Source organism: Bacillus sp. JZ39 (assembly GCF_053903145.1).
Map to the genome: position 1 here is coordinate 1,584,489 of NZ_CP096389.1, position 21,819 is coordinate 1,606,307.

Annotated in this window: 21 protein-coding genes and 1 riboswitch; of the genes, 20 read left to right on the top strand and 1 reads right to left on the bottom strand. The window is 45.3% G+C overall.

What is annotated here, in order from left to right; genetic code table 11:
• The first annotated feature begins 123 nt into the window (after positions 1 to 123).
• From ylyA to sirC, 20 genes are all read left to right on the top strand, one after another.
• Positions 124 to 498 (top strand): sporulation-related RNA polymerase-binding protein YlyA, encoded by a 375-nt coding sequence (gene ylyA, locus M1D65_RS08295; RefSeq protein WP_014476755.1) that lies wholly within the window; start codon positions 124 to 126, stop codon positions 496 to 498.
• 102 nt (positions 499 to 600) lie between these two features.
• Complete coding sequence (gene lspA, locus M1D65_RS08300) at positions 601 to 1,065, top strand: signal peptidase II (RefSeq protein WP_003245047.1); 465 nt, start codon at positions 601 to 603, stop codon at positions 1,063 to 1,065.
• Between the two features lies 1 nt (position 1,066).
• Positions 1,067 to 1,978, top strand: a complete 912-nt coding sequence (locus M1D65_RS08305; RefSeq protein ID WP_003245307.1) for an RluA family pseudouridine synthase — start codon at positions 1,067 to 1,069, stop codon at positions 1,976 to 1,978.
• A gap of 182 nt (positions 1,979 to 2,160) precedes the next feature.
• A complete protein-coding gene (gene pyrR, locus M1D65_RS08310; protein ID WP_003232127.1) occupies positions 2,161 to 2,706 on the top strand; it encodes a bifunctional pyrimidine operon transcriptional regulator/uracil phosphoribosyltransferase in 546 nt (181 codons plus the stop codon).
• Positions 2,707 to 2,879: 173 nt separating this feature from the next.
• Entirely contained in the window at positions 2,880 to 4,187 is a 1,308-nt protein-coding gene (gene pyrP, locus M1D65_RS08315; protein ID WP_015483210.1) for a uracil permease PyrP, read from the top strand.
• 146 nt (positions 4,188 to 4,333) lie between these two features.
• On the top strand, positions 4,334 to 5,248 hold the full coding sequence (locus M1D65_RS08320) for an aspartate carbamoyltransferase catalytic subunit (protein ID WP_103803458.1): 915 nt from the start codon (positions 4,334 to 4,336) through the stop codon (positions 5,246 to 5,248).
• Positions 5,232 to 6,518: a dihydroorotase gene (locus M1D65_RS08325; RefSeq protein ID WP_456270834.1), complete on the top strand. Its 1,287-nt coding sequence runs from the start codon at positions 5,232 to 5,234 to the stop codon at positions 6,516 to 6,518. Before M1D65_RS08320 ends, M1D65_RS08325 begins: the two co-directional genes overlap by 17 nt.
• A complete protein-coding gene (locus M1D65_RS08330; protein WP_003232115.1) occupies positions 6,515 to 7,609 on the top strand; it encodes a carbamoyl phosphate synthase small subunit in 1,095 nt (364 codons plus the stop codon). Before M1D65_RS08325 ends, M1D65_RS08330 begins: the two co-directional genes overlap by 4 nt.
• Positions 7,594 to 10,809, top strand: a complete 3,216-nt coding sequence (gene carB, locus M1D65_RS08335) for a carbamoyl-phosphate synthase (glutamine-hydrolyzing) large subunit (protein WP_049139971.1) — start codon at positions 7,594 to 7,596, stop codon at positions 10,807 to 10,809. The genes M1D65_RS08330 and carB overlap by 16 nt, the downstream gene beginning before the upstream one ends.
• Positions 10,806 to 11,576, top strand: a complete 771-nt coding sequence (gene pyrK, locus M1D65_RS08340; protein ID WP_141949445.1) for a dihydroorotate oxidase B electron transfer subunit — start codon at positions 10,806 to 10,808, stop codon at positions 11,574 to 11,576. Before carB ends, pyrK begins: the two co-directional genes overlap by 4 nt.
• Complete coding sequence (locus M1D65_RS08345) at positions 11,576 to 12,511, top strand: dihydroorotate dehydrogenase (protein WP_021479320.1); 936 nt, start codon at positions 11,576 to 11,578, stop codon at positions 12,509 to 12,511. Before pyrK ends, M1D65_RS08345 begins: the two co-directional genes overlap by 1 nt.
• The gene (gene pyrF, locus M1D65_RS08350; RefSeq protein WP_003232107.1) at positions 12,480 to 13,199 is read left to right on the top strand and encodes an orotidine-5'-phosphate decarboxylase; all 720 of its coding nucleotides are present in this window, start codon (positions 12,480 to 12,482) and stop codon (positions 13,197 to 13,199) included. Before M1D65_RS08345 ends, pyrF begins: the two co-directional genes overlap by 32 nt.
• Complete coding sequence (pyrE, locus tag M1D65_RS08355; RefSeq protein ID WP_015715860.1) at positions 13,196 to 13,828, top strand: orotate phosphoribosyltransferase; 633 nt, start codon at positions 13,196 to 13,198, stop codon at positions 13,826 to 13,828. The genes pyrF and pyrE overlap by 4 nt, the downstream gene beginning before the upstream one ends.
• A gap of 144 nt (positions 13,829 to 13,972) precedes the next feature.
• Positions 13,973 to 14,078, top strand: a riboswitch (SAM riboswitch).
• A gap of 164 nt (positions 14,079 to 14,242) precedes the next feature.
• Positions 14,243 to 14,944 (top strand): phosphoadenylyl-sulfate reductase, encoded by a 702-nt coding sequence (locus M1D65_RS08360; protein ID WP_003221498.1) that lies wholly within the window; start codon positions 14,243 to 14,245, stop codon positions 14,942 to 14,944.
• A gap of 11 nt (positions 14,945 to 14,955) precedes the next feature.
• The gene (gene cysP / locus M1D65_RS08365; protein ID WP_456270835.1) at positions 14,956 to 16,020 is read left to right on the top strand and encodes a sulfate permease; all 1,065 of its coding nucleotides are present in this window, start codon (positions 14,956 to 14,958) and stop codon (positions 16,018 to 16,020) included.
• Between the two features lie 48 nt (positions 16,021 to 16,068).
• The gene (gene sat, locus M1D65_RS08370; RefSeq protein WP_003245745.1) at positions 16,069 to 17,217 is read left to right on the top strand and encodes a sulfate adenylyltransferase; all 1,149 of its coding nucleotides are present in this window, start codon (positions 16,069 to 16,071) and stop codon (positions 17,215 to 17,217) included.
• 12 nt (positions 17,218 to 17,229) lie between these two features.
• A complete protein-coding gene (gene cysC, locus M1D65_RS08375; RefSeq protein ID WP_015252120.1) occupies positions 17,230 to 17,823 on the top strand; it encodes an adenylyl-sulfate kinase in 594 nt (197 codons plus the stop codon).
• A gap of 98 nt (positions 17,824 to 17,921) precedes the next feature.
• Positions 17,922 to 18,695: a uroporphyrinogen-III C-methyltransferase gene (cobA, locus tag M1D65_RS08380; protein ID WP_153256746.1), complete on the top strand. Its 774-nt coding sequence runs from the start codon at positions 17,922 to 17,924 to the stop codon at positions 18,693 to 18,695.
• Between the two features lie 2 nt (positions 18,696 to 18,697).
• Positions 18,698 to 19,483: a sirohydrochlorin chelatase gene (sirB, locus tag M1D65_RS08385; RefSeq protein ID WP_153256747.1), complete on the top strand. Its 786-nt coding sequence runs from the start codon at positions 18,698 to 18,700 to the stop codon at positions 19,481 to 19,483.
• Positions 19,464 to 19,952: a precorrin-2 dehydrogenase gene (gene sirC / locus M1D65_RS08390; protein WP_153256748.1), complete on the top strand. Its 489-nt coding sequence runs from the start codon at positions 19,464 to 19,466 to the stop codon at positions 19,950 to 19,952. The genes sirB and sirC overlap by 20 nt, the downstream gene beginning before the upstream one ends.
• A 39-nt stretch (positions 19,953 to 19,991) precedes the next feature.
• On the opposite strand, the gene rqcH is transcribed toward sirC, so the two are convergent.
• The gene (rqcH, locus tag M1D65_RS08395) at positions 19,992 to 21,704 is read right to left on the bottom strand and encodes a tRNA modification protein RqcH (protein WP_070548940.1); all 1,713 of its coding nucleotides are present in this window, start codon (positions 21,702 to 21,704) and stop codon (positions 19,992 to 19,994) included.
• Positions 21,705 to 21,819: the final 115 nt, after the last annotated feature.

Sequence of the window (21,819 nt, forward strand, 5' to 3'; positions counted from 1 at the left end):
AGCCGGGCTTTTTTTGTGCCAAGAGTGACATCCTTTAGAACGGCAGGAAAAATCTTATGGGCTTTAGATCATCATTCATAGGCAACAATAAAGGTACTACGTTAAGAGCAGGAGTTGTGAAGAATGAATGATCAACTGACCGCAATTTATACGGAACTTCTTCTGATGAAAGAAGAATTACAGTCGAGATTATTTGAGTATTCTTGCTTTCAGGTTTCTACAAGCCCGCAAGCAGCAATCAATCATAAACAAAAAGCAACTCTGATCTATCATATTAAAGAAGAGCTTCAAGACGTTCTCCTTGCATTGTCAAAAATCGAAAACGGCACATTCGGATACTGTGAAGAAACAGGGGCCCCCATTCCTCTTTCAAAGCTGGCGGTGCTGCCGACGGCCCGAACAGCAAACGATTTTCTTTATTCTGTCCAATTTGAGAAAAAAACGCTTCCGATATGGAAATCAACGGATATCGAATATGGTCAGGCACTGTATGAATAACAGTGTCTGGCTGGTTAATATGCCTGATATTTCTTTACTCCAGTGCTTTTTATTGATAAAATGCATAATGGATTAAAGTAACCGTAAACTGGAGGAACGTTTGTGCTGTATTATATGATTGCACTACTTATTATTGCAGCCGATCAATTGACAAAATGGCTAGTTGTTAAGAACATGGAACTTGGCCAAAGCATTCCGATCATTGATCAGGTATTCTATATCACCTCCCATCGCAATACGGGTGCTGCATGGGGGATATTAGCGGGTCAAATGTGGTTTTTCTACCTCATAACAACCGCTGTTATTATTGGTATTGTTTATTACATACAGCGTTATACAAAGGGACAAAGGCTTCTTGGCGTTGCCCTCGGACTTATGCTTGGCGGTGCCATCGGCAACTTTATCGATCGGGCTGTCAGACAGGAAGTTGTGGATTTTATCCATGTTATTATTGTCAATTACAATTACCCGATATTTAACATCGCGGACTCTTCACTATGTGTCGGCGTAATGCTTTTATTTATACAAATGCTGTTGGACAGCGGGAAAAAGAAAAAGGAGCAATAGCATGAATCAAATTGATATAACCGCTTCAGAAGAACAAAAAAGTGAGCGGATTGATAAATTTTTGGCATCGACTGAGAATGATTGGTCAAGAACCCAGGTTCAGCAATGGGTAAAAGACGGACAGGTTGTCGTGAACGGAAGCGCGGTGAAAGCGAATTATAAAATTCAGCCGGGTGATCAGGTGACCGTCACTGTACCCGAACCGGAAGCGCTCGACGTCCTGGCAGAGCCTATGGATCTGGATATTTATTATGAGGACCAGGATGTGCTGGTCGTCAACAAACCTCGCGGAATGGTTGTTCACCCAGCACCCGGGCATCTTACGGGCACACTTGTAAACGGCCTTATGGCTCATTGCACAGACCTTTCCGGAATAAATGGCGTGATGCGTCCGGGTATTGTTCACAGAATCGATAAGGACACGTCCGGTTTATTAATGGTGGCGAAAAATGATATGGCGCACGAGTCACTTGTAAACCAATTGGTCAACAAAACGGTCACGCGGAAATATACGGCAGTTGTCCACGGGCTTATTTCTCACGATGATGGCACAATTGACGCGCCGATCGGACGAGATAAGAAAGACCGTCAAAGCATGACTGTGACACGTGATGGCAAAAACGCTGTCACTCATTTTCATGTACTAGAGCGTTTTCAGGATTTTACGTTAGTGGAATGCCAGCTTGAAACAGGGAGAACCCATCAAATTCGTGTTCATATGAAATATATCGGATTCCCATTAGCAGGCGATCCGAAATACGGCCCAAGAAAAACAATCGACTTTAATGGCCAAGCGCTTCACGCGGGAGTTTTAGGTTTTGACCATCCACGAACAGGAGAATATGTCGAATTTGAAGCGCCGCTTCCTGAGGATATGGCAGAATTAATCGAAAACCTCAGAAAAAACGGTTGACAGAGGGTTTCTTTTCTGAAATAATAAACGAAGCTGAATAGATTCTTTAAAACAGTCCAGAGAGGCTGAGAAGGATAACGGATTGACGGGATGCGTGTATAGGCGCGCACCTTGTCCTAAAACCCCTCTATGCTCTGGCAGGAGGGGTTTTTTCTTCTATATGAACTGTGAGGTGTCACACATTGAATCAAAAAGCTGTCATTCTCGACGAACAGGCAATCAGACGGGCGCTGACCAGGATTGCTCACGAAATGATCGAACGCAATAAAGGAATGAATAACTGCATCCTTGTCGGCATTAAGACAAGAGGGATTTACCTGGCAAAACGCCTTGCGGAACGCATTGAACAGATTGAGGGAAATCCTGTTACAGTCGGTGAAATTGATATTACTCTTTACAGAGACGATCTTTCTAAAAAAACGAGCAACGATGAACCGCTTGTAAAAGGTGCAGATATTCCGGTAGATATTACAGATCAAAAAGTCATTCTCGTTGATGATGTTCTGTATACCGGAAGAACAGTCAGAGCAGGAATGGATGCGCTTGTTGATGTAGGCAGACCTTCCTCCATTCAGCTTGCAGTGCTTGTGGACAGAGGACACCGGGAGCTGCCGATCCGAGCGGATTATATCGGGAAAAACATCCCGACATCAAAGTCTGAAAAGGTTATGGTTCAGCTTGATGAGGTAGACCAAAACGATCTCGTCGCCATTTATGAAAACGAATAATAGATCACCTTTTTAAGGGCAATCCAGAGAGGTTGCAAAGAGGTGCACAACAAAGGCCCAAAAAGCATTCGGCAGGTCTTTGTATGCCTCTTTGCGTAAAAAAGCAAAGAGGTTTTTTTATACAGTCATTGAGTCATCCTAAAATGAAAGTCAACAATCAGGGGGAAATCATCATGAGTAAGAAAAAAGTAAATTTAGGGGTCAGGGATGTCCCGACACCTTTCTCTTGGGTTTCATTCAGCCTTCAGCATTTGTTTGCCATGTTTGGCTCAACCATTTTGGTTCCGAAGCTCGTCGGAATGAGTCCTGCTGTGGCGTTGGTGACAAGCGGCATCGGAACACTGGCGTACCTTCTTATTACCAAAGGACAAATTCCGGCGTATCTCGGTTCATCCTTCGCCTTTATTTCTCCGATCATTCTGGTAAAAGCGACCGGCGGGCCGGGAGCGGCAATGGTTGGAGCGTTTCTTGCAGGGCTGGTGTACGGGCTGATTGCCTTATTGATTAGGCAGCTTGGAACAGGATGGCTGATGAAGATTCTCCCGCCTGTAGTCGTAGGGCCTGTTATTATCGTCATCGGGCTGGGACTGGCAAGCACTGCAGTAAATATGGCGATGTATGCTGATCCGAACGCGAGTGAGTTGGTCTACAGCTTAAAGCACTTTAGTGTCGCAGGAGTTACGCTGGCAATCACGATTATTTGTGCGATTTTCTTACGAGGGTTTTTAAGCCTGATTCCGGTTTTGATCGGAATCATCGGCGGATACCTGTTTGCCCTTACTCAAGGGATTGTCAACTTCCAGCCGGTGCTTGACGCGAAATGGTTTGCAGTGCCTGAATTTATCATTCCGTTCAAAGATTATTCACCGTCAGTTACACTCGGCATCGCAGCCGCAATGGTTCCTGTCGCATTTGTCACAATGTCAGAGCATATCGGCCACCAAATGGTGCTGAGCAAGGTTGTCGGACAAGACTTCATTAAAAAGCCAGGTCTTCATCGCTCTATTATGGGTGACAGTGTGGCGACAATCCTCGCTTCCCTGATCGGCGGTCCGCCGACAACGACTTACGGAGAAAACATTGGCGTGCTGGCCATCACAAGAGTATTCAGCGTCTTTGTCATCGGAGGAGCGGCAGTGATTGCTTGTTGCTTCGGCTTTATCGGCAAAATTTCAGCGCTGATCAGTTCAGTGCCGTCAGCGGTCATGGGAGGCGTCTCCTTCCTGCTGTTCGGAATCATTGCTTCAAGCGGCCTGCGAATGCTGATTGACAACAAAATTGATTATGAAAACAACAGAAACCTCATTATTACATCAGTTATCCTTGTCATCGGTGTAGGAGGCGCTTTTATCCAAGTGTCTCAGGGCGGATTCCAAGTGTCAGGAATGGCGCTTGCCGCAATTGTCGGTGTCATCTTAAACCTGATTCTTCCGCAGGCGAAGGAAGAGCAGGCAGACACATCTGAACAACATCATATTTAAAACCTTTTAATGAAAGTCCAGAGAGGCTTGGAAGGGTTATGAAGAGAAGGAAGCTTCAATGCTGCCCTCTATTTTAACCATACCCCGAGTCTATCTTAGACCGGGGTTTTTTTTCAGCCTTAAGTTGAAAAGAGAGGGGAAAGAACATGAAGCATTTAACGACGATGAGTGAACTCAGCACTGAGGAAATCAAAGATTTGCTTCAAACAGCACAAGAGCTCAAAAGCGGAAAAACAGACAATCAGCTTACAGGAAAGTTTGCCGCAAACCTGTTTTTCGAACCGAGCACGAGAACGCGGTTCAGCTTTGAGGTCGCAGAAAAAAAGCTGGGCATGAATGTGCTAAACCTTGATGGAACAAGCACAAGCGTGCAAAAAGGCGAAACCTTATATGACACGATCCGGACGCTCGAATCAATCGGTGTGGACGTCTGCGTCATCAGGCACAGTGATGATGAGTATTATGAAGAGCTTGTCAGCCAGGTGAACATTCCGATTCTGAATGCGGGAGACGGATGCGGCCAGCATCCAACACAATCACTGCTTGATTTAATGACGATTTATGAAGAGTTCAATACGTTCAAAGGGCTTACCGTCTCCATTCACGGCGACATCAAGCATAGCAGAGTGGCAAGGTCAAATGCGGAAGTGTTGACAAGATTGGGGGCCCGGGTCCTATTTTCCGGCCCTTCGGAATGGCAGGATGAAGAAAATACATTCGGCACGTATGTCTCAATGGATGAAGCAGTTGAGTCTTCCGATGTTGTCATGCTGCTGCGCATTCAAAATGAACGACATCAGTCAGCTGTCAGCCATGAAGGCTATTTAAACAAATACGGCTTGACCGTAGAACGGGCTGAGCGTATGAAGCGGCATGCGATCATCATGCATCCTGCTCCGGTAAACAGAGGAGTGGAGATTGATGACAGCTTAGTAGAAAGCGAAAAATCAAGAATCTTCAAGCAAATGCAAAATGGCGTATTTATCAGAATGGCAGTGATACAGCGTGCCTTACAAACCAATGTGAAAAGAGGAGAAGCAGCGTATGTCATATCTCATTAAAAACGGCTGGATACTAAACGAAAATGGTGAAAAAACACAAGCGGATATCCGAGTGACTGGAGAAACCATCACCGCAATCGGCAAGCTTGATGCAACGGATAATGAAACGGTAATTGATGCAAAAGGTTTGCTCGTTTCACCTGGGTTTGTTGATCTCCACGTGCATTTCAGAGAGCCGGGCGGAGAGAAAAAAGAAACTATTGAAACCGGGGCAAAAGCAGCGGCACGCGGCGGCTATACTACAGTAGCAGCAATGCCGAATACGCGGCCGGTTCCTGATACAAAGGAGCAGATGGAATGGGTGCAAAACAGAATTAAAGAAACATCATGCGTAAGAGTTCTTCCATATGCATCCATTACGATCAGACAAATCGGCGATGAAATGACAAACTTTGAAGCGTTAAAAGAAGCCGGGGCATTTGCTTTTACAGATGACGGCGTTGGTATACAGACAGCAGGAATGATGTATGAAGCGATGAAACGGGCAGCCGCAATTGACAAAGCGATTGTTGCACATTGCGAGGACAACTCCTTAATTTACGGAGGGAGCGTACATGAGGGGACATTCTCCAAAGCGAACGGGCTAAACGGCATTCCTTCTGTGTGTGAATCGGTTCATATTGCTCGCGATGTGCTGCTGGCTGAGGCGGCAAACTGCCATTATCATGTATGCCATATCAGCACAAAAGAATCTGTCAGAGTTGTACGCGATGCGAAAAAAGCGGGAATCAGAGTGACAGCAGAAGTATCGCCGCATCATTTGCTGCTTTGTGATGAGGACATCCCGGGGCTGAACACAAACTATAAAATGAATCCTCCGCTCCGCAGCCCAGAAGACAGAGCTACTTTAATTGAAGGTCTTTTAGACGGAACAATTGATTTTATCGCAACAGACCATGCACCGCATACGGAAGAAGAGAAGAACACAGAAATGAAGCTGGCGCCATTCGGAATTGTCGGCTTAGAAACAGCATTCCCGCTTCTTTACACACACTTTGTCAAAAATGGCAGCTGGTCACTGAAGCAGCTGATTGACTACATGACAATCAAGCCATGCGAAGCGTTCGGTCTCCCATATGGAACATTACAAACGGGGCAAGCTGCGGACATTACGTTAATCGATTTAGAAAAAGAAGCAGTTATAGACAAAGAGACATTTTTATCAAAAGGAAAAAATACACCATTCAACGGCATCAGTTGCACCGGCTGGCCGGTCGCTACAATTGCGGCAGGGAAGCTTGCTTATGAAGAGGGGAGACTTGTCAAATGAAGAGACGATTAGTACTGGAAAACGGAGCGGTATTCGAGGGAGAAGCCTTCGGAAGCTTAGAACACAACATGGGAGAAGTCGTTTTTAATACTGGGATGACAGGCTATCAGGAAATTTTATCTGATCCTTCTTACTGCGGACAGATCGTAACATTAACATACCCGCTTATCGGAAATTACGGCATTAACCGTGATGATTTTGAATCCATTACTCCTTTTGTGAAAGGGCTGATCATCAAAGAATTATGTGAGCTGCCTTCCAACTGGCGTTCAGCATACACCTTAGACGAGTATTTAAAAATGAAAAACATTCCCGGACTCCAGGGGATTGATACAAGGAAGCTGACAAGAATGATCCGCACGGCAGGCGCGCTAAAAGGAACATTCGCTTCATCTGATGAAGATATCGAAGCAGTGCTGAAAAGACTGAACGAAACGGAATTGCCAAGAAATCAAGTATCCCAAGTATCAGCAAAAACAGCATATCCGAGCCCGGGAAGAGGCAAACGCATCGTCTTGGTTGACTTCGGCATGAAACACGGGATTCTAAGAGAGCTGAACAAACGGAAATGTGACGTCATCGTTGTGCCTTACAACATTACAGCGGAAGAGGTGCTTCAGCTGAAACCGGACGGTATCATGCTTTCTAACGGACCTGGAGACCCGAAGGATGTGCCTGAAGCGATTGAAATGATTAAAGGTGTTCTTGGAAAAGTGCCATTATTCGGAATATGTCTCGGCCACCAATTATTCGCGCTGGCGTGCGGGGCGAATACTGAAAAAATGAAATTCGGCCACAGGGGCTCAAACCACCCGGTAAAAGAGCTGGCTACAGGAAAAGTTGCCTTAACATCTCAAAACCATGGATATACAGTTTCGTCTATCAGTAAAACAGAACTGGAAGTGACGCATATCGCAATTAACGACGATACGATTGAAGGGCTGAAGCATAAAACATTGCCGGCATTTACGGTTCAATATCATCCCGAAGCCTCACCTGGTCCTGAGGATGCCAACCATCTATTTGACAGATTCATCGAAATGATCGAAACAACAGAGAAAGAAGGGGAAGCGGTATGCCAAAACGCGTAGACATTAACAAAATTTTAGTAATCGGATCTGGACCGATCATCATCGGCCAAGCAGCAGAATTTGACTATGCGGGAACACAAGCCTGTCTTGCTTTGAAAGAAGAAGGTTATGAAGTCATCCTTGTCAACTCAAACCCTGCCACGATCATGACAGATACAGAAATGGCTGACCGGGTTTATATCGAACCGCTCACACCTGAATTCCTGACACGAATCATCAGAAAAGAGCGCCCAGATGCCATTCTTCCTACACTCGGAGGCCAAACCGGTTTGAATCTTGCGGTTGAGCTTTCTGAAAGAGGTGTTCTGGCAGAATGCGGCGTCGAAGTGCTTGGCACAAAACTGTCTGCGATTCAGCAAGCTGAAGACCGTGACTTGTTCAGAACATTAATGAATGAACTGAATGAACCGGTGCCTGAAAGTGAGATTATTCACTCCCTCGAAGAAGCAGAAAAATTCGTCAGTCAAATTGGATTCCCTGTCATTGTCCGCCCGGCATATACATTAGGCGGAACAGGCGGAGGCATCTGCTCGAATGAGACAGAGTTAAAAGAAATCGTTGAGAACGGCTTGAAATTAAGCCCGGTACACCAATGTCTTCTTGAAAAAAGCATCGCCGGCTATAAAGAAATCGAGTATGAAGTCATGAGAGACAGCCAGGATCACGCCATTGTCGTTTGTAACATGGAAAACATTGATCCAGTTGGAATCCATACTGGAGACAGTATTGTTGTCGCGCCGAGCCAAACGCTCAGCGATCGCGAGTATCAGCTCTTGCGGAATGTATCGTTAAAACTGATTCGCGCGCTTGGGATCGAAGGCGGATGTAACGTCCAGCTCGCCTTAGATCCAGACAGCTTCCAATATTACATTATTGAAGTAAATCCGCGTGTCAGCCGTTCATCTGCTCTTGCATCAAAAGCAACGGGATACCCGATAGCAAAGCTCGCTGCTAAAATTGCAGTCGGACTTTCATTAGATGAAATGATGAACCCGGTGACAGGAAAAACATATGCAGCATTTGAACCTGCTCTTGACTATGTCGTATCCAAAATTCCGCGCTGGCCGTTTGATAAATTTGAATCAGCAAACAGAAAGCTTGGCACGCAAATGAAAGCGACAGGTGAGGTCATGGCAATCGGCCGCACGCTTGAAGAGTCATTGCTGAAGGCAGTGCGTTCGCTGGAAGCGGATGTGTATCATCTTGAATTGAAGGACGCCGCTGACATTTCAGATGAGCTTCTTGAAAAGCGAATTAAAAAGGCCGGTGATGAACGCTTATTCTACTTAGCTGAAGCGTACAGAAGAGGCTACACGGTAGAAGACCTCCATGAATTTTCCGCTATCGATGTCTTCTTCTTGCATAAGCTGTTCGGAATCGTACAGTTTGAAAAAGAATTGAAGGCCAATGCGGGCAATACGGATGTGCTGAGACGGGCAAAAGAACTCGGCTTCTCTGATCAGTACATTAGCCGCGAGTGGAAAATGAAAGAATCTGAGCTTTACAGCTTGAGAAAACAAGCGGGGATTGCGCCGGTATTCAAAATGGTAGATACGTGCGCGGCGGAATTCGAGTCAGAAACGCCATACTTCTATAGCACATACGAAGAAGAAAATGAATCTGTCGTTACAGATAAGAAAAGTGTGATGGTGCTTGGTTCGGGTCCGATTCGAATCGGTCAGGGTGTCGAGTTCGACTATGCGACGGTTCACTCTGTATGGGCAATTAAACAAGCAGGCTATGAAGCCATTATTGTCAACAACAACCCGGAAACCGTTTCAACAGACTTCAGCATCTCAGACAAGCTGTATTTTGAACCGCTTACGATTGAAGATGTTATGCACATCATTGACCTCGAACAGCCAATGGGCGTTGTCGTACAGTTCGGCGGACAAACTGCGATTAACCTTGCTGACGAGCTTTCTGCGCGCGGAGTGAAAATCCTTGGAACTTCATTAGAAGATTTAGACCGTGCAGAAGACCGGGATAAATTTGAACAAGCGCTTGGAGAACTTGGTGTTCCGCAGCCGCTTGGCAAAACAGCCACATCAGTTGATCAGGCGGTAAGCATCGCGAGCGATATCGGTTACCCGGTACTGGTACGCCCTTCCTATGTACTTGGCGGCCGGGCAATGGAGATTGTGTATCATGAAGAAGAGCTGCTTCATTACATGAAAAACGCAGTTAAAATCAATCCGCAGCACCCTGTATTAATTGACAGATACTTGACAGGAAAAGAAATTGAAGTCGATGCAGTATCCGACGGTGAAACAGTCGTCATTCCGGGAATTATGGAGCACATTGAACGTGCGGGCGTTCACTCCGGAGACTCAATCGCTGTTTATCCGCCTCAGTCTCTCACAGAGGACATCAAGAAAAAAATTGAACAATACACGATCGCATTGGCTAAAGGGCTGAATATTGTCGGTTTGCTCAATATTCAATTCGTCTTGTCGCAAGGCGAGGTGTACGTGCTAGAAGTGAATCCGAGATCAAGCAGAACCGTACCGTTTTTAAGCAAAATTACGGGTATCCCAATGGCGAATCTCGCAACAAAAATCATTCTTGGTCAAAAGCTGGCTGCGTTTGGCTATACAGAGGGCCTTCAGCCTGAACAGCAAGGTGTATTTGTAAAAGCGCCGGTCTTCTCCTTTGCCAAGCTGAGAAGAGTGGACATTACGTTAGGGCCTGAAATGAAATCAACAGGTGAAGTCATGGGGAAAGATTCGACACTTGAAAAGGCGCTCTACAAAGCCTTGATTGCTTCAGGTATTCAAATCCCGAACTACGGTTCCGTGCTTTTAACAGTAGCTGATAAGGACAAAGAAGAAGGGCTTGCCATTGCTAAGCGGTTCCACGCGATCGGCTACAACATTTTAGCGACGGAAGGAACGGCAGGCTACTTGAAAGAAGCTTCCATTCCAGCGAAGGTCGTCGGAAAAATCGGTCAGGATGGCCCGAACCTGCTTGACGTCATCAGAAACGGAGAAGCGCAGTTTGTCATCAATACGCTGACAAAAGGAAAGCAGCCCGCAAGAGACGGTTTTAGAATCAGACGTGAATCAGTAGAAAATGGTGTTGCCTGCCTAACATCTTTAGATACGGCAGAGGCGATATTGCGAGTGCTGGAAAGCATGACATTCCGTGCTGATCAAATGCCGGCACTCAACACAAATCAGGAGGCGGCAGTCACTATATGAAAAAAGCGTATTTGACAGTATGTTCTAACCAGCAAATTGCAGACCGGGTGTATCAAATGGTTCTGAAAGGGGAGCTTGTCCAAGGGTTTACAACCCCTGGACAGTTCCTTCATCTTAAAGTGAGCGAAGCGGTTACGCCTCTTTTGAGAAGACCAATCAGCATCGCAGACGTCAACTTTGAAAAAAATGAAGTCACCATCATTTATCGGATAGATGGGGAAGGGACAAGACTCTTGTCACTGAAGCAGCAGGGAGAATTTGTGGATGTCCTCGGGCCTTTGGGAAATGGCTTTCCTGTTAATGAAGTTCAACCCGGAAAGACGGCTTTGCTGGTAGGAGGCGGAGTAGGTGTGCCGCCTCTCCAAGAGCTGTCGAAACGCTTGAATGAAAAAGGGGTAAATGTCATCCACGTTTTAGGATTCCAATCGGCAAAGGATGTTTTTTACGAGGAAGAATGCCGGCAGTACGGAGACACGTATGTGGCAACAGCTGACGGAAGCTACGGGGAAACCGGATTTGTCACAGATGTGATTAAACGGAAAAATCTAGAGTTTGATATCCTCCTCAGCTGCGGGCCGACACCGATGCTTAAGGCGTTAAAACAGGAATATGCCCATAAAGAAGTATATCTGTCCATGGAGGAACGAATGGGCTGCGGAATCGGCGCATGCTTCGCGTGTGTGTGCCATACAAATGAAAGTGAGACATCCTATGTAAAAGTATGTCTCGACGGGCCTGTATTTAAAGCTCAGGAGGTGGCGCTGTAATGCTAGAGGTGAAATTGCCGGGACTTGATTTGAAAAACCCAATCATTCCTGCATCAGGCTGCTTCGGTTTTGGAAAAGAATTTTCACGTTTTTATGATTTGTCTTGTCTTGGAGCCATCATGATTAAGGCTACGACAAAGGAGCCGCGCTTTGGGAATCCGACGCCGCGGGTAGCTGAGACTGGTGCAGGAATGCTCAATGCGATCGGTCTCCAAAATCCGGGGCTGGATAGTGTGTTGCATAATGAGCTGCCGTGGCTTGAGCAGTTTGATACGCCGATCATTGCCAATGTCGCAGGTTCTCAAGTCGAGGATTATGTTGAAGTTGCAGAGCATATTAGCAAAGCGCCTAATGTTCATGCTCTTGAATTGAATATTTCCTGCCCGAATGTGAAAACAGGCGGAATCGCTTTTGGCACGAATCCTCAAATGGCTGCCGATTTGACAAAAGCGGTGAAAGAGGTTTCGGATGTACCCGTTTATGTGAAGCTTTCCCCGAACGTGGCCAATATCACAGAAATTGCATTAGCGATCGAGGAAGCGGGAGCGGACGGTCTTACGATGATCAACACACTAATCGGCATGAGACTCGATTTAAAAACCGGCAAACCGATATTAGCGAATAAAACAGGGGGACTTTCGGGTCCTGCTGTGAAGCCGGTTGCCATTCGCATGGTGTATGAAGTCAGCCAGATGGTCAATATCCCGATTATCGGAATGGGAGGCGTGCAAACGGCTGAAGATGCCCTGGAATTTCTTCTCGCGGGAGCAAGCGCAGTCGCTGTCGGAACAGCAAACTTTGTGAATCCTTTTGCATGTCCAGAGATTATTGAACAGCTCCCATCTGTTTTGCGCCAATACGGCTATCAATCAATTGAAGAATGCATCGGAAGGAGCTGGAATCATGAAAAACAACCTGCCCATCATCGCGCTTGATTTTGCATCAGCTGAAGAAACACTCGCGTTCTTAGCTCCTTTTCAGCAAGAACCGTTATTTGTAAAGGTTGGAATGGAGCTTTTTTATCAAGAAGGGCCATCGATCGTGAAACAATTAAAAGAAAGAAACTGCGAGCTGTTTTTAGATCTAAAGCTTCATGACATCCCGACTACTGTAAACAAAGCGATGAAGCGCCTTGCCAGTCTCGGAGTAGATCTCGTCAATGTTCATGCTGCCGGGGGCAAAAAAATGATGCAGGCAGCTCTCGAAGGCTTAGAAGAAGGTACGCCGGCTGGAAAAAAACGTCCGTCACTGATCGCGGTAACCCAGCTGACAAGCACATCTGAACAAATCATGAAAGATGAACTGCTGATCGAAAAATCTCTGATTGATACGGTTGTGCACTACAGCAAACAGGCGGAAGAGAGCGGACTGGATGGAGTGGTCTGCTCTGTTCATGAAGCAAAAGCCATTTATCAAGCGGTGTCGCCTTCATTTCTGACTGTCACTCCGGGGATCAGAATGTCTGAGGACGCTGCGAATGACCAAGTCCGCGTAGCGACGCCTGCTATTGCAAGAGAGAAAGGTTCATCAGCGATTGTAGTAGGACGCTCGATTACAAAAGCGGAAGACCCGGTAAAAGCCTATAAGGCTGTCAGACTTGAATGGGAGGGAATTAAATCTTGAAACAAATCATCGCAAAACATCTATTAGACATCCAAGCTGTATTTTTACGCCCGAACGAGCCGTTCACATGGGCAAGCGGCATTTTATCTCCAATCTACTGTGACAACCGCCTTACGCTATCTTTCCCAGAGGTCAGAAATGATGTCGCCTCAGGCATCAGCAAGCTTGTCAAAGAGCATTTTCCTGAAGCTGAAATGATTGCGGGAACAGCAACCGCGGGTATTCCTCATGCTGCTCTTGCGGCTGACCGTTTGAATCTTCCGATGTGTTATGTGAGGAGCAAGCCGAAGGCGCACGGTAAAGGCAATCAGATTGAGGGAGCTGTGCAAGAAGGGCAAAAAACAGTCGTCATTGAAGACTTAATCTCCACAGGAGGCAGCGTGCTTGAAGCTTGTGCAGCTTTACAAGCGGCCGGCTGTGAAGTGCTTGGTGTCGTCTCAATCTTTACGTACGGACTTCCTAAAGCGGAGGAAGCCTTCGCAAAGGCAGAACTGCCATACTACTCATTAACTGATTATGATACGCTCACAGAGGTCGCGCTTGAAAACGGAAATATTCATTCAGATGATCTAAAAAAGCTGCAAACATGGAAACGAAATCCCGAGTCAAAAGATTGGTTTAAAAAATAAAAAATAAATTCAAATGATGTAAAGAGGCTTCAAAGCCTTGCTGTACTTGAAAACAGGCTGTGAGGCCTGTTTTTTTATTAATCCTATAAAAAAAGTCGGGTTGACTTATGTTAGAATTGTGCTAAAATTTACTACAAATCTAAAAACTTATCAAGAGCGGCTGAGGGACTGGACCTATGAAGCCCGGCAACCTGCATAGTTTGTAAGGTGCTACTTCCAGCAAAATGAATTCCATTTTGAAAGATAAGGGCTGCATGCTGTTCCTGTCTTTCTTTCCGCCGGATTGAAAGTTTTTTATTTTAAGAGGAAAAAAGGCTGTCTGTGATATCAGCAGCCGCGAATCACATTACAATTGGGAAAAGACAACCGGCAGAAAGCTACTGTTTGTTTGTCTCCGAAAGGAGGAAAGAAGAAATGTTAACGTACGATAATTGGGAAGAACCAACGATTACATTTCCGGAAGACGATCCTTACAAAGGAGCGCTGTCAGTTTTAAAATGGGCATACGGCCATTACGGCAATCAGCTTGTTTATGCCTGCAGTTTCGGAATTGAGGGAATCGTTCTGATTGACTTAATTTATAAAGTGAAAAAAGACGCAGAGATTGTGTTTCTTGATACAGGACTTCATTTTAAAGAAACCTATGAAACAATTGAACGAGTGAAAGAGCGTTATCCGGGTCTTAATATCATCCTGAAAAAACCAGACCTCACCCTTGAGGAACAAGCCGAAGAACATGGTGACAAACTGTGGGAAAGAGAGCCGAATCAGTGCTGCTATCTTAGAAAGGTCGTTCCTTTAAGAGAGGCGCTTTCAGGACATCCAGCCTGGCTTTCCGGCCTGCGCCGTGATCAAGGGCCAAGCCGTGCCAATACGAATTTCTTAAACAAAGATGAAAAATTCAAGTCAGTAAAAGTTTGCCCGCTTATCCATTGGACTTGGAAAGACATTTGGAGATACACATCCCGGAATGAACTCGACTACAATCCGCTTCATGACCAAGGATATCCAAGTATTGGCTGTGCGCCTTGCACTGCTCCCGCTTTTACAGCAGAGGATTTGCGCTCAGGCAGATGGAATGGTATGGCGAAAACAGAATGCGGACTGCATGAATAAGGAGCTGCAAAATGGAATTAGCCGCTATTTTATTTAGCTTGTTTTTCGCGATGAATATTGGTGCAAGCGGCGCTGCAGCTTCGATGGGGGTTGCTTACGGCTCCGGAGCCATCAAAAAGAAAACCTACGCTTTGATCCTATGCGCAGTCGGTGTCTTTGCCGGGGCGGTCATTGGCGGAGGCGAGGTTGTAAAAACAATCAGCTCCGGCATTATTCCTGAGCAGACGATTACACTGACGATTGTTTGCATCATTATTGGAGCTGCTGCCCTGTCGCTCTTTACTGCTAATCTGCTCGGCATTCCTTTGTCGACAAGTGAAGTAACAGTCGGCGCGGTTGTCGGCGTGGGAGTGGCTTATAAGGTATTGTTTGTGAACAATCTTCTGATCATTGTGTCATTTTGGGTTTTTGTCCCGCTGTTCGCTTTCGGCTTCACCTATTTCGTATCTAAGCTGTTTCGTTATTTTAAGATTGAAGTAAAATCTTCTAAAAAGCAAAAAATCCTCGGCATTGTTTTGTTAGTTGCCGGATTTTTCGAAGCATTCTCTGCCGGCATGAATAACGTGGCGAATGCTGTTGGCCCGTTAGTAGCTGCCGGTGTGCTTGATGTCGGAAAAGGAACCTTGTATGGAGGAGCTTTTGTTGCTCTTGGCGCACTGTTATTAGGCCGGCGTGTGCTAGAAACAAACGGGAAGAAAATTACGAGATTCTCCAAAGGGGAAGGCATTCTCTTATCCAGTACAGGAGCCGGACTGGTGATCATCAGTTCTGTATTTGGGATGCCGGTGCCCTTGGCGCAAGTCACGTCATCGTCTATTATCGGAATAGGCATGGCAAAAAACGGTCCGAACGTGTTCCATAAACAAGTTGTTCAAACGATGCTGAAGGTATGGATCGTATCGCCGTTTTTATCTTTATCGATTTCTTATCTGCTTGTATCCTTGTTTTTAAAAGCAGATTATTATTCGATCTTTATCATGGTAAGTGTGCTTTTAGCGGCGGGGGGTGCCGTCAGCCTGACAAAGGCCATTCGTAAAGAGAGACGCTCAGTCCACGAACAAGGAGGGGGAATCTGATCATTAATCTGAGTAATTTTATAAGTTAACTAGGAGGAGATGGATATTATGAGCTTAGCACCACACGGAGGAACATTAGTAAACAGAGTAGATGAATCATATGATGTGAGCGGCATCCAAAAAGAAATTGAACTTGATTTAATTTCTTTCGCGGATTTGGAATTGATCGGTATCGGTGCATACAGCCCGATTGAAGGTTTCTTTAATGAAAAAGATTACGTATCTGTAGTCGAAAACATGCGTCTTTCTTCCGGCGTTGTCTGGTCTCTTCCGATCACGCTTCCGGTCGATGCGCAAAAAGCAGCGGAACTGTCACTTGGTGAAACGGTAAAGTTAACGTATGAAGGAGAAACATACGGCGTTATCCAAATCGAAGATCTGTACGTGCCTGACAAACAAAAAGAAGCTGTCAATGTGTACAAAACAGATGAACAGGAGCATCCTGGTGTTAAAAAGCTGTTCAGCCGCGGCAATACATATGTCGGCGGGCCGATTACGTTGATTAAAAAAGCTTCAAAACAGTTCCCTGAATTTACATTTGAACCGTCAGAAACGAGACGCCAGTTTGCGGAAAAAGGCTGGGAAACCATTGTCGGTTTCCAAACAAGAAACCCTGTTCACAGAGCGCATGAATACATTCAAAAAACGGCTCTTGAAACAGTAGACGGCTTGTTCTTGAATCCGTTAGTAGGTGAAACAAAATCTGATGACATTCCAGCTGATGTACGGATGGAAAGCTACCAAGTGCTTCTTGATCATTATTACCCGAAAGATCGCGTTTTCCTTGGTGTCTTTTTAGCGGCGATGCGTTATGCAGGCCCGAGAGAAGCAATTTTCCACGCGCTTGTCAGAAAGAACTACGGCTGCACACATTTCATCGTCGGCCGTGATCATGCAGGTGTAGGCGACTATTACGGAACATACGAAGCACAGGAGCTGTTTGACACATTTAAACCTGAAGAACTCGGAATTACACCGCTGAAATTTGAGCACAGCTTCTTCTGTAAAAAATGCGGAAATATGGGAACAGCGAAAACATGCCCTCATGGCAGAGAGCATCACGTCATTTTATCAGGCACTAAGGTAAGAGGCATGCTGAGAGACGGTGTGCTGCCGCCTGCTGAATTCAGTCGGAAAGAAGTCGTAGAAGTGTTAATCAAAGGGATGAAGAAAAAAGAAGAAGTAGGCGTATCTTAAGGAGGACTGGCAGTGACAAATCGCGATATTGTATGGCATGAAGCCTCTATCACAAAAGAAGAGTACCAGCAAAAAAACAAGCATAAAAGCTCCATTCTCTGGCTGACAGGGTTAAGCGGCTCAGGCAAATCAACGATTGCCAACGCCGCTGCGAGAGAATTGTTTGAGCAAGGCTACCAAGTGATTGTGCTTGACGGGGATAATATCCGTCACGGCTTAAATAAGGATCTTGGTTTTTCTGATGAAGACCGAAAAGAAAACATCCGCCGAATCGGAGAGGTGGCGAAGCTTTTTGTTCAGCAGGGAACCATTGTGATTACTGCTTTTATCTCTCCTTTCCGCGAGGACAGGCAACAGGTTCGCGAGCTTGTGGAAGCGGGCGAATTTAATGAAGTCTACATTAAATGCGACCTTGATATTTGTGAACAAAGAGATCCGAAAGGACTTTACAAAAAAGCAAGAAACGGAGAGATTCCGTTCTTTACAGGAATTGATTCTCCTTATGAAGAACCGGAAGCTCCAGAGCTCGTTCTTGATTCAGGACAGCATGACCGTGAAGCGTGTAAAAATCAGCTGATAGAGTTTGTTAAACAAAAATTGAGCTGAATATGATCTGCTGCGTTCTTCTCAGATGCCGGAATGCAAGCGAGAACATCATCACAGCGAATCTTCTGGAAGAACTCGAATAGATCGGGGGAAATACGATGGGGAAAGTATATATTGTAGGAGCGGGTCCCGGTGACCCTGATCTGCTGACAATTAAAGCGCTGAAAGCCATTGAAAAAGCTGATGTCATCTTATATGACAGATTAGTAAATAAAGAGATTTTACAATATGCCAAAGAGCAAGCAGACCTGATCTACTGCGGGAAGCTTCCGGATTTTCATACGATGAAGCAGGAAACCATTAATCGGTTTCTTGTAAAGTATGCGCAAAAAGGGAAAACCGTTGTCAGGCTGAAAGGCGGAGACCCTTTTGTGTTCGGCAGGGGGGGAGAAGAAGCGGAATGCCTCTCTGAAAACGGAATTCCGTTTGAAATCATCCCCGGCATTACGTCTGGAATCGCGGCAACCGCTTATGCCGGGATTCCTGTTACTCATCGGGAGGCGGGCTCTAACGTCGCTTTTGTAACGGGTCACTATAAAAAAGAAGAAGATTTTGAGGAAAAGTGGAAAGCGCTGGCTACAGGAATTGATACACTTGTCATCTATATGGGTATCAAAAACGTGCAGCAGATTGAGAGAAAACTCCTTGAAAATGGTCGGGACGGTTCTACGCCGGCAGCCTTTATTCATTGGGGAACAACGGACAAGCAAAAATCTGTTTTTTGTACAGTTGACACCCTTTCAGAAACGGTGATAAAAGAAAACATTACAAATCCAAGTTTAATTGTCATTGGAAATGTTGTAAATTATCACTATAAGCTGGAATGGTTTGAATCTAAACTGAAAAAACAAGATTTAAGCGAGGCGTTGTAAAAATGAAACAAGCAATTTTATATGTCGGCCACGGCAGCCGGGTCAAAAAAGCGCAGCAAGAAGCCGCAGCCTTTTTGGAAGGATGTAAGGCCCACATCTCTGTGCCAGTACAAGAAATCAGCTTTTTAGAGCTTCAGGAGCCGACAATTGAGACAGGATTTGAAGCATGTGTGAAGCAAGGCGCCACTCATATCGCAGTGGTGCCTCTGCTTCTTTTAACAGCTGCGCATGCAAAACATGATATTCCTGAAGAAATTGTCCGTGTTGCATCTCGATATCCATCAGTCCGTATTTCATACGGAAAGCCGATCGGGATTGACGAAGAAGTAGTCAAGGCTGTATATCACCGAATGAAAGACATAGGTGTTCCTTATGAAAATGCCAGAGTGGTGCTCATCGGAAGGGGAAGTTCAGATCCAGATGTCAAAAGAGACGTAACCGGAATTGCTAATCTTCTTCAGGAAATGGTTCCAGTGAAGGAAGTCATTCCGTGCTTTTTGACAGCATGTGGCCCGAATTACAAAGAGGTTTTTTCAGAACTTGAAAAAGATGACGGCATAACAACCTTTATCGTTCCATATTTGCTCTTTACGGGTATGCTGATGAATGAAATCGAACGAGAGGTTCAGAAATTAAAAGCCCATAATCCGAACGTCTACCTCTCTTCCTATATCGGTTTTCATCCTTATGTGAAAAACGCATTTTTGAACCGTGTGAGAGAAACTGCGGCAAATTCTGAGGGACAATTTGATTTTGATGGAGGTTCATATGCTTCCGCTGCACATTAGCCTGGAAAAGAAGAAGGTTGTGATTGCGGGGGGCGGCAGCATCGCTCTCAGAAGGCTGAAAACGGTGATTTCTGAGGGAGCTGATATAACGCTCGTCAGTCCGGATGTGGAACCGGAAATCAAGCAAATGGCAGAAGAGCGACTTATCAAATGGGAAAAACGGACAATTGAAAAAGAAGATTATCTCAATGCTTTCTTCATTATTGCTGCGACGGATAATGCGGCAGTGAACAAAGAAATTGCCAAATCCGCTTCGCCTTTTCAGCTTGTCAATTGTGTCAGTGACGCTGAGCTTGGCAATGTATATATGCCGAAAATCGTAAAAAGAGGGCATGTCACTGTGTCTGTTTCTACAAGCGGAGCCAGTCCAAAGCACACGAAAGAGCTTGCTGAAAACGTGGATAAGCTGATTGACGGCGATTTTGTTGCTGAAGTGAACAGGCTTTATCAGGTGAGAAGAAAGAAATAAGCCAGAGCATACAAATGCTCTGGCTTTTATTTATGCGGCTCAGCTTTTTTTGAGCTTGATGACAGTATCAGCATCAGGCGTGACAAAGACGGTATGCTGGCTGTCATAGGTGACGAAACCGGGTTTCGCGCCGTTTGGTTTTTTGACATGCCTGATTTTTGTATAATCTACAGGCACTGAACTTGAATCTTTAGCTTTTGAAAAATAAGCTGCAATTGTCGCGGCTTCCATGATTGTTTGCTCATCCGGTTCGCTGCTTCTGATCACAACGTGGGAGCCGGGAATGTCCTTCGTGTGAAGCCAGATATCGTCTCTAGCCGCCGCTCTGGTCGTTAAATATTCATTTTGACGATTGTTCTTACCCACTAAAATTGTCAGGCCTGAGGTGGATTCATATGTTTCTAACACCGGATTGTGCGGTTTTTGCTTTTTCTGGCCCTTTTGCTGCTTAGGGCGCAAATATTTGCCCTCAACAAGCTCTTCCCTGATTTCGCTGATATCCCGGGGAGAAGCGGACGAAAGCTGCTGAATCAGCTGATCAAAATATTCGATCTCTTCCTGTGCCAGCCTGATTTGCTCCTCGACAACTGCGACCGAATTTTTCGCTTTCTGATACTTCGTGAAATAGGCCTGTGCGTTTTCAGAAGGCGTTTTGTTTGGATTTAAAGAAATCGTGATTGTCGGGCTTTCTTCATCATAATAATTGATGACCTCAGCCTGTTTATCACCTTTTTTCAGCATATATAAATTAGCGGTTAAAAGCTCCCCGTAAAGCTGAAATTCCTTCGCGTTTTCCGAATACTCCAGGGTTTTCTCTAATTTTTTGATTTTGTTGGCATTCTTCTTCCGTTCGTTCACAACAAAACGCTCAAGATCCTGAGCCTGCTGTTTGACTCGGTCTCGTTCAGCTTTTCCGAAATAAAAACGGTCGAGCAGTTCGCTTAATGAATCAAAACGGCGCGCTTCGCCCTTTAGATGAGTCAGCTCCAGTAAATAAAAATATTCCTTTCCGTTTACAGTCGTAATGTTGGGAATGAAACGGTGCTCTTTCACTTCGGCAAACAGTGCCAGCAACGCTTTTGGCAGTGTGACTTTGTTGGCAAGACCTGCTCTGTGAACCGCTTCTTTGGCGAAAAGCGGAGACACGCCTGAAAAGTGGTCGACAATTTGTTTATCAAGCCTTCCTTCTTGAAAGCTGAGGTGACGCAAAATATCATCTTCTGACGCCTCAAGAGGCGATATTTTGTCCTGAGCAGGCGGAAGCTTATAATCTTGGCCGGGCAGTACTGTACGGTAGCTGTTCATTGACGGTGATAAATGCTTAAGTCCGTCGATAATCACATTTTCTGCTGCGTCAGTCAAAATGATATTGCTGTGACGGCCCATAATTTCTACATAAAGCTTTCGTACGGTTTCATCGCCAATTTCGTTTCGGCTTTTGATATGAAAAATCATAATGCGGTCTAAGCCCGCTTGTTCAATTTTCTCAATGAATCCGCCTTCGATATGCTTTCTCAGCAACATGCAAAACATTGGCGGTTCGCTTGGATTTTCATAAGCTTGTGCCGTGATATGCACCCGTGAATAGCTCGGATGTGCCGATAATAATAGTTTTTGGTTTTTTCCCTTGGCACGGATGTGGAAAATCACATCGTGCTTATATGGCTGATGGACTTTTGTAATTCGTCCGCCCATTATTTTCTCGTTAAGTTCGTGTGTCATTCCGTATGTAAACATGCCATCAAACGACATATGCAATACACCCTCTCATTCTTCCTGCATTCGATAATTATAGCATGAAATGGGACGAGTCAGAATAAGCATGCTTATAGAGTGATATCTCTATAAGAGAGCAGGGGAGTGGACG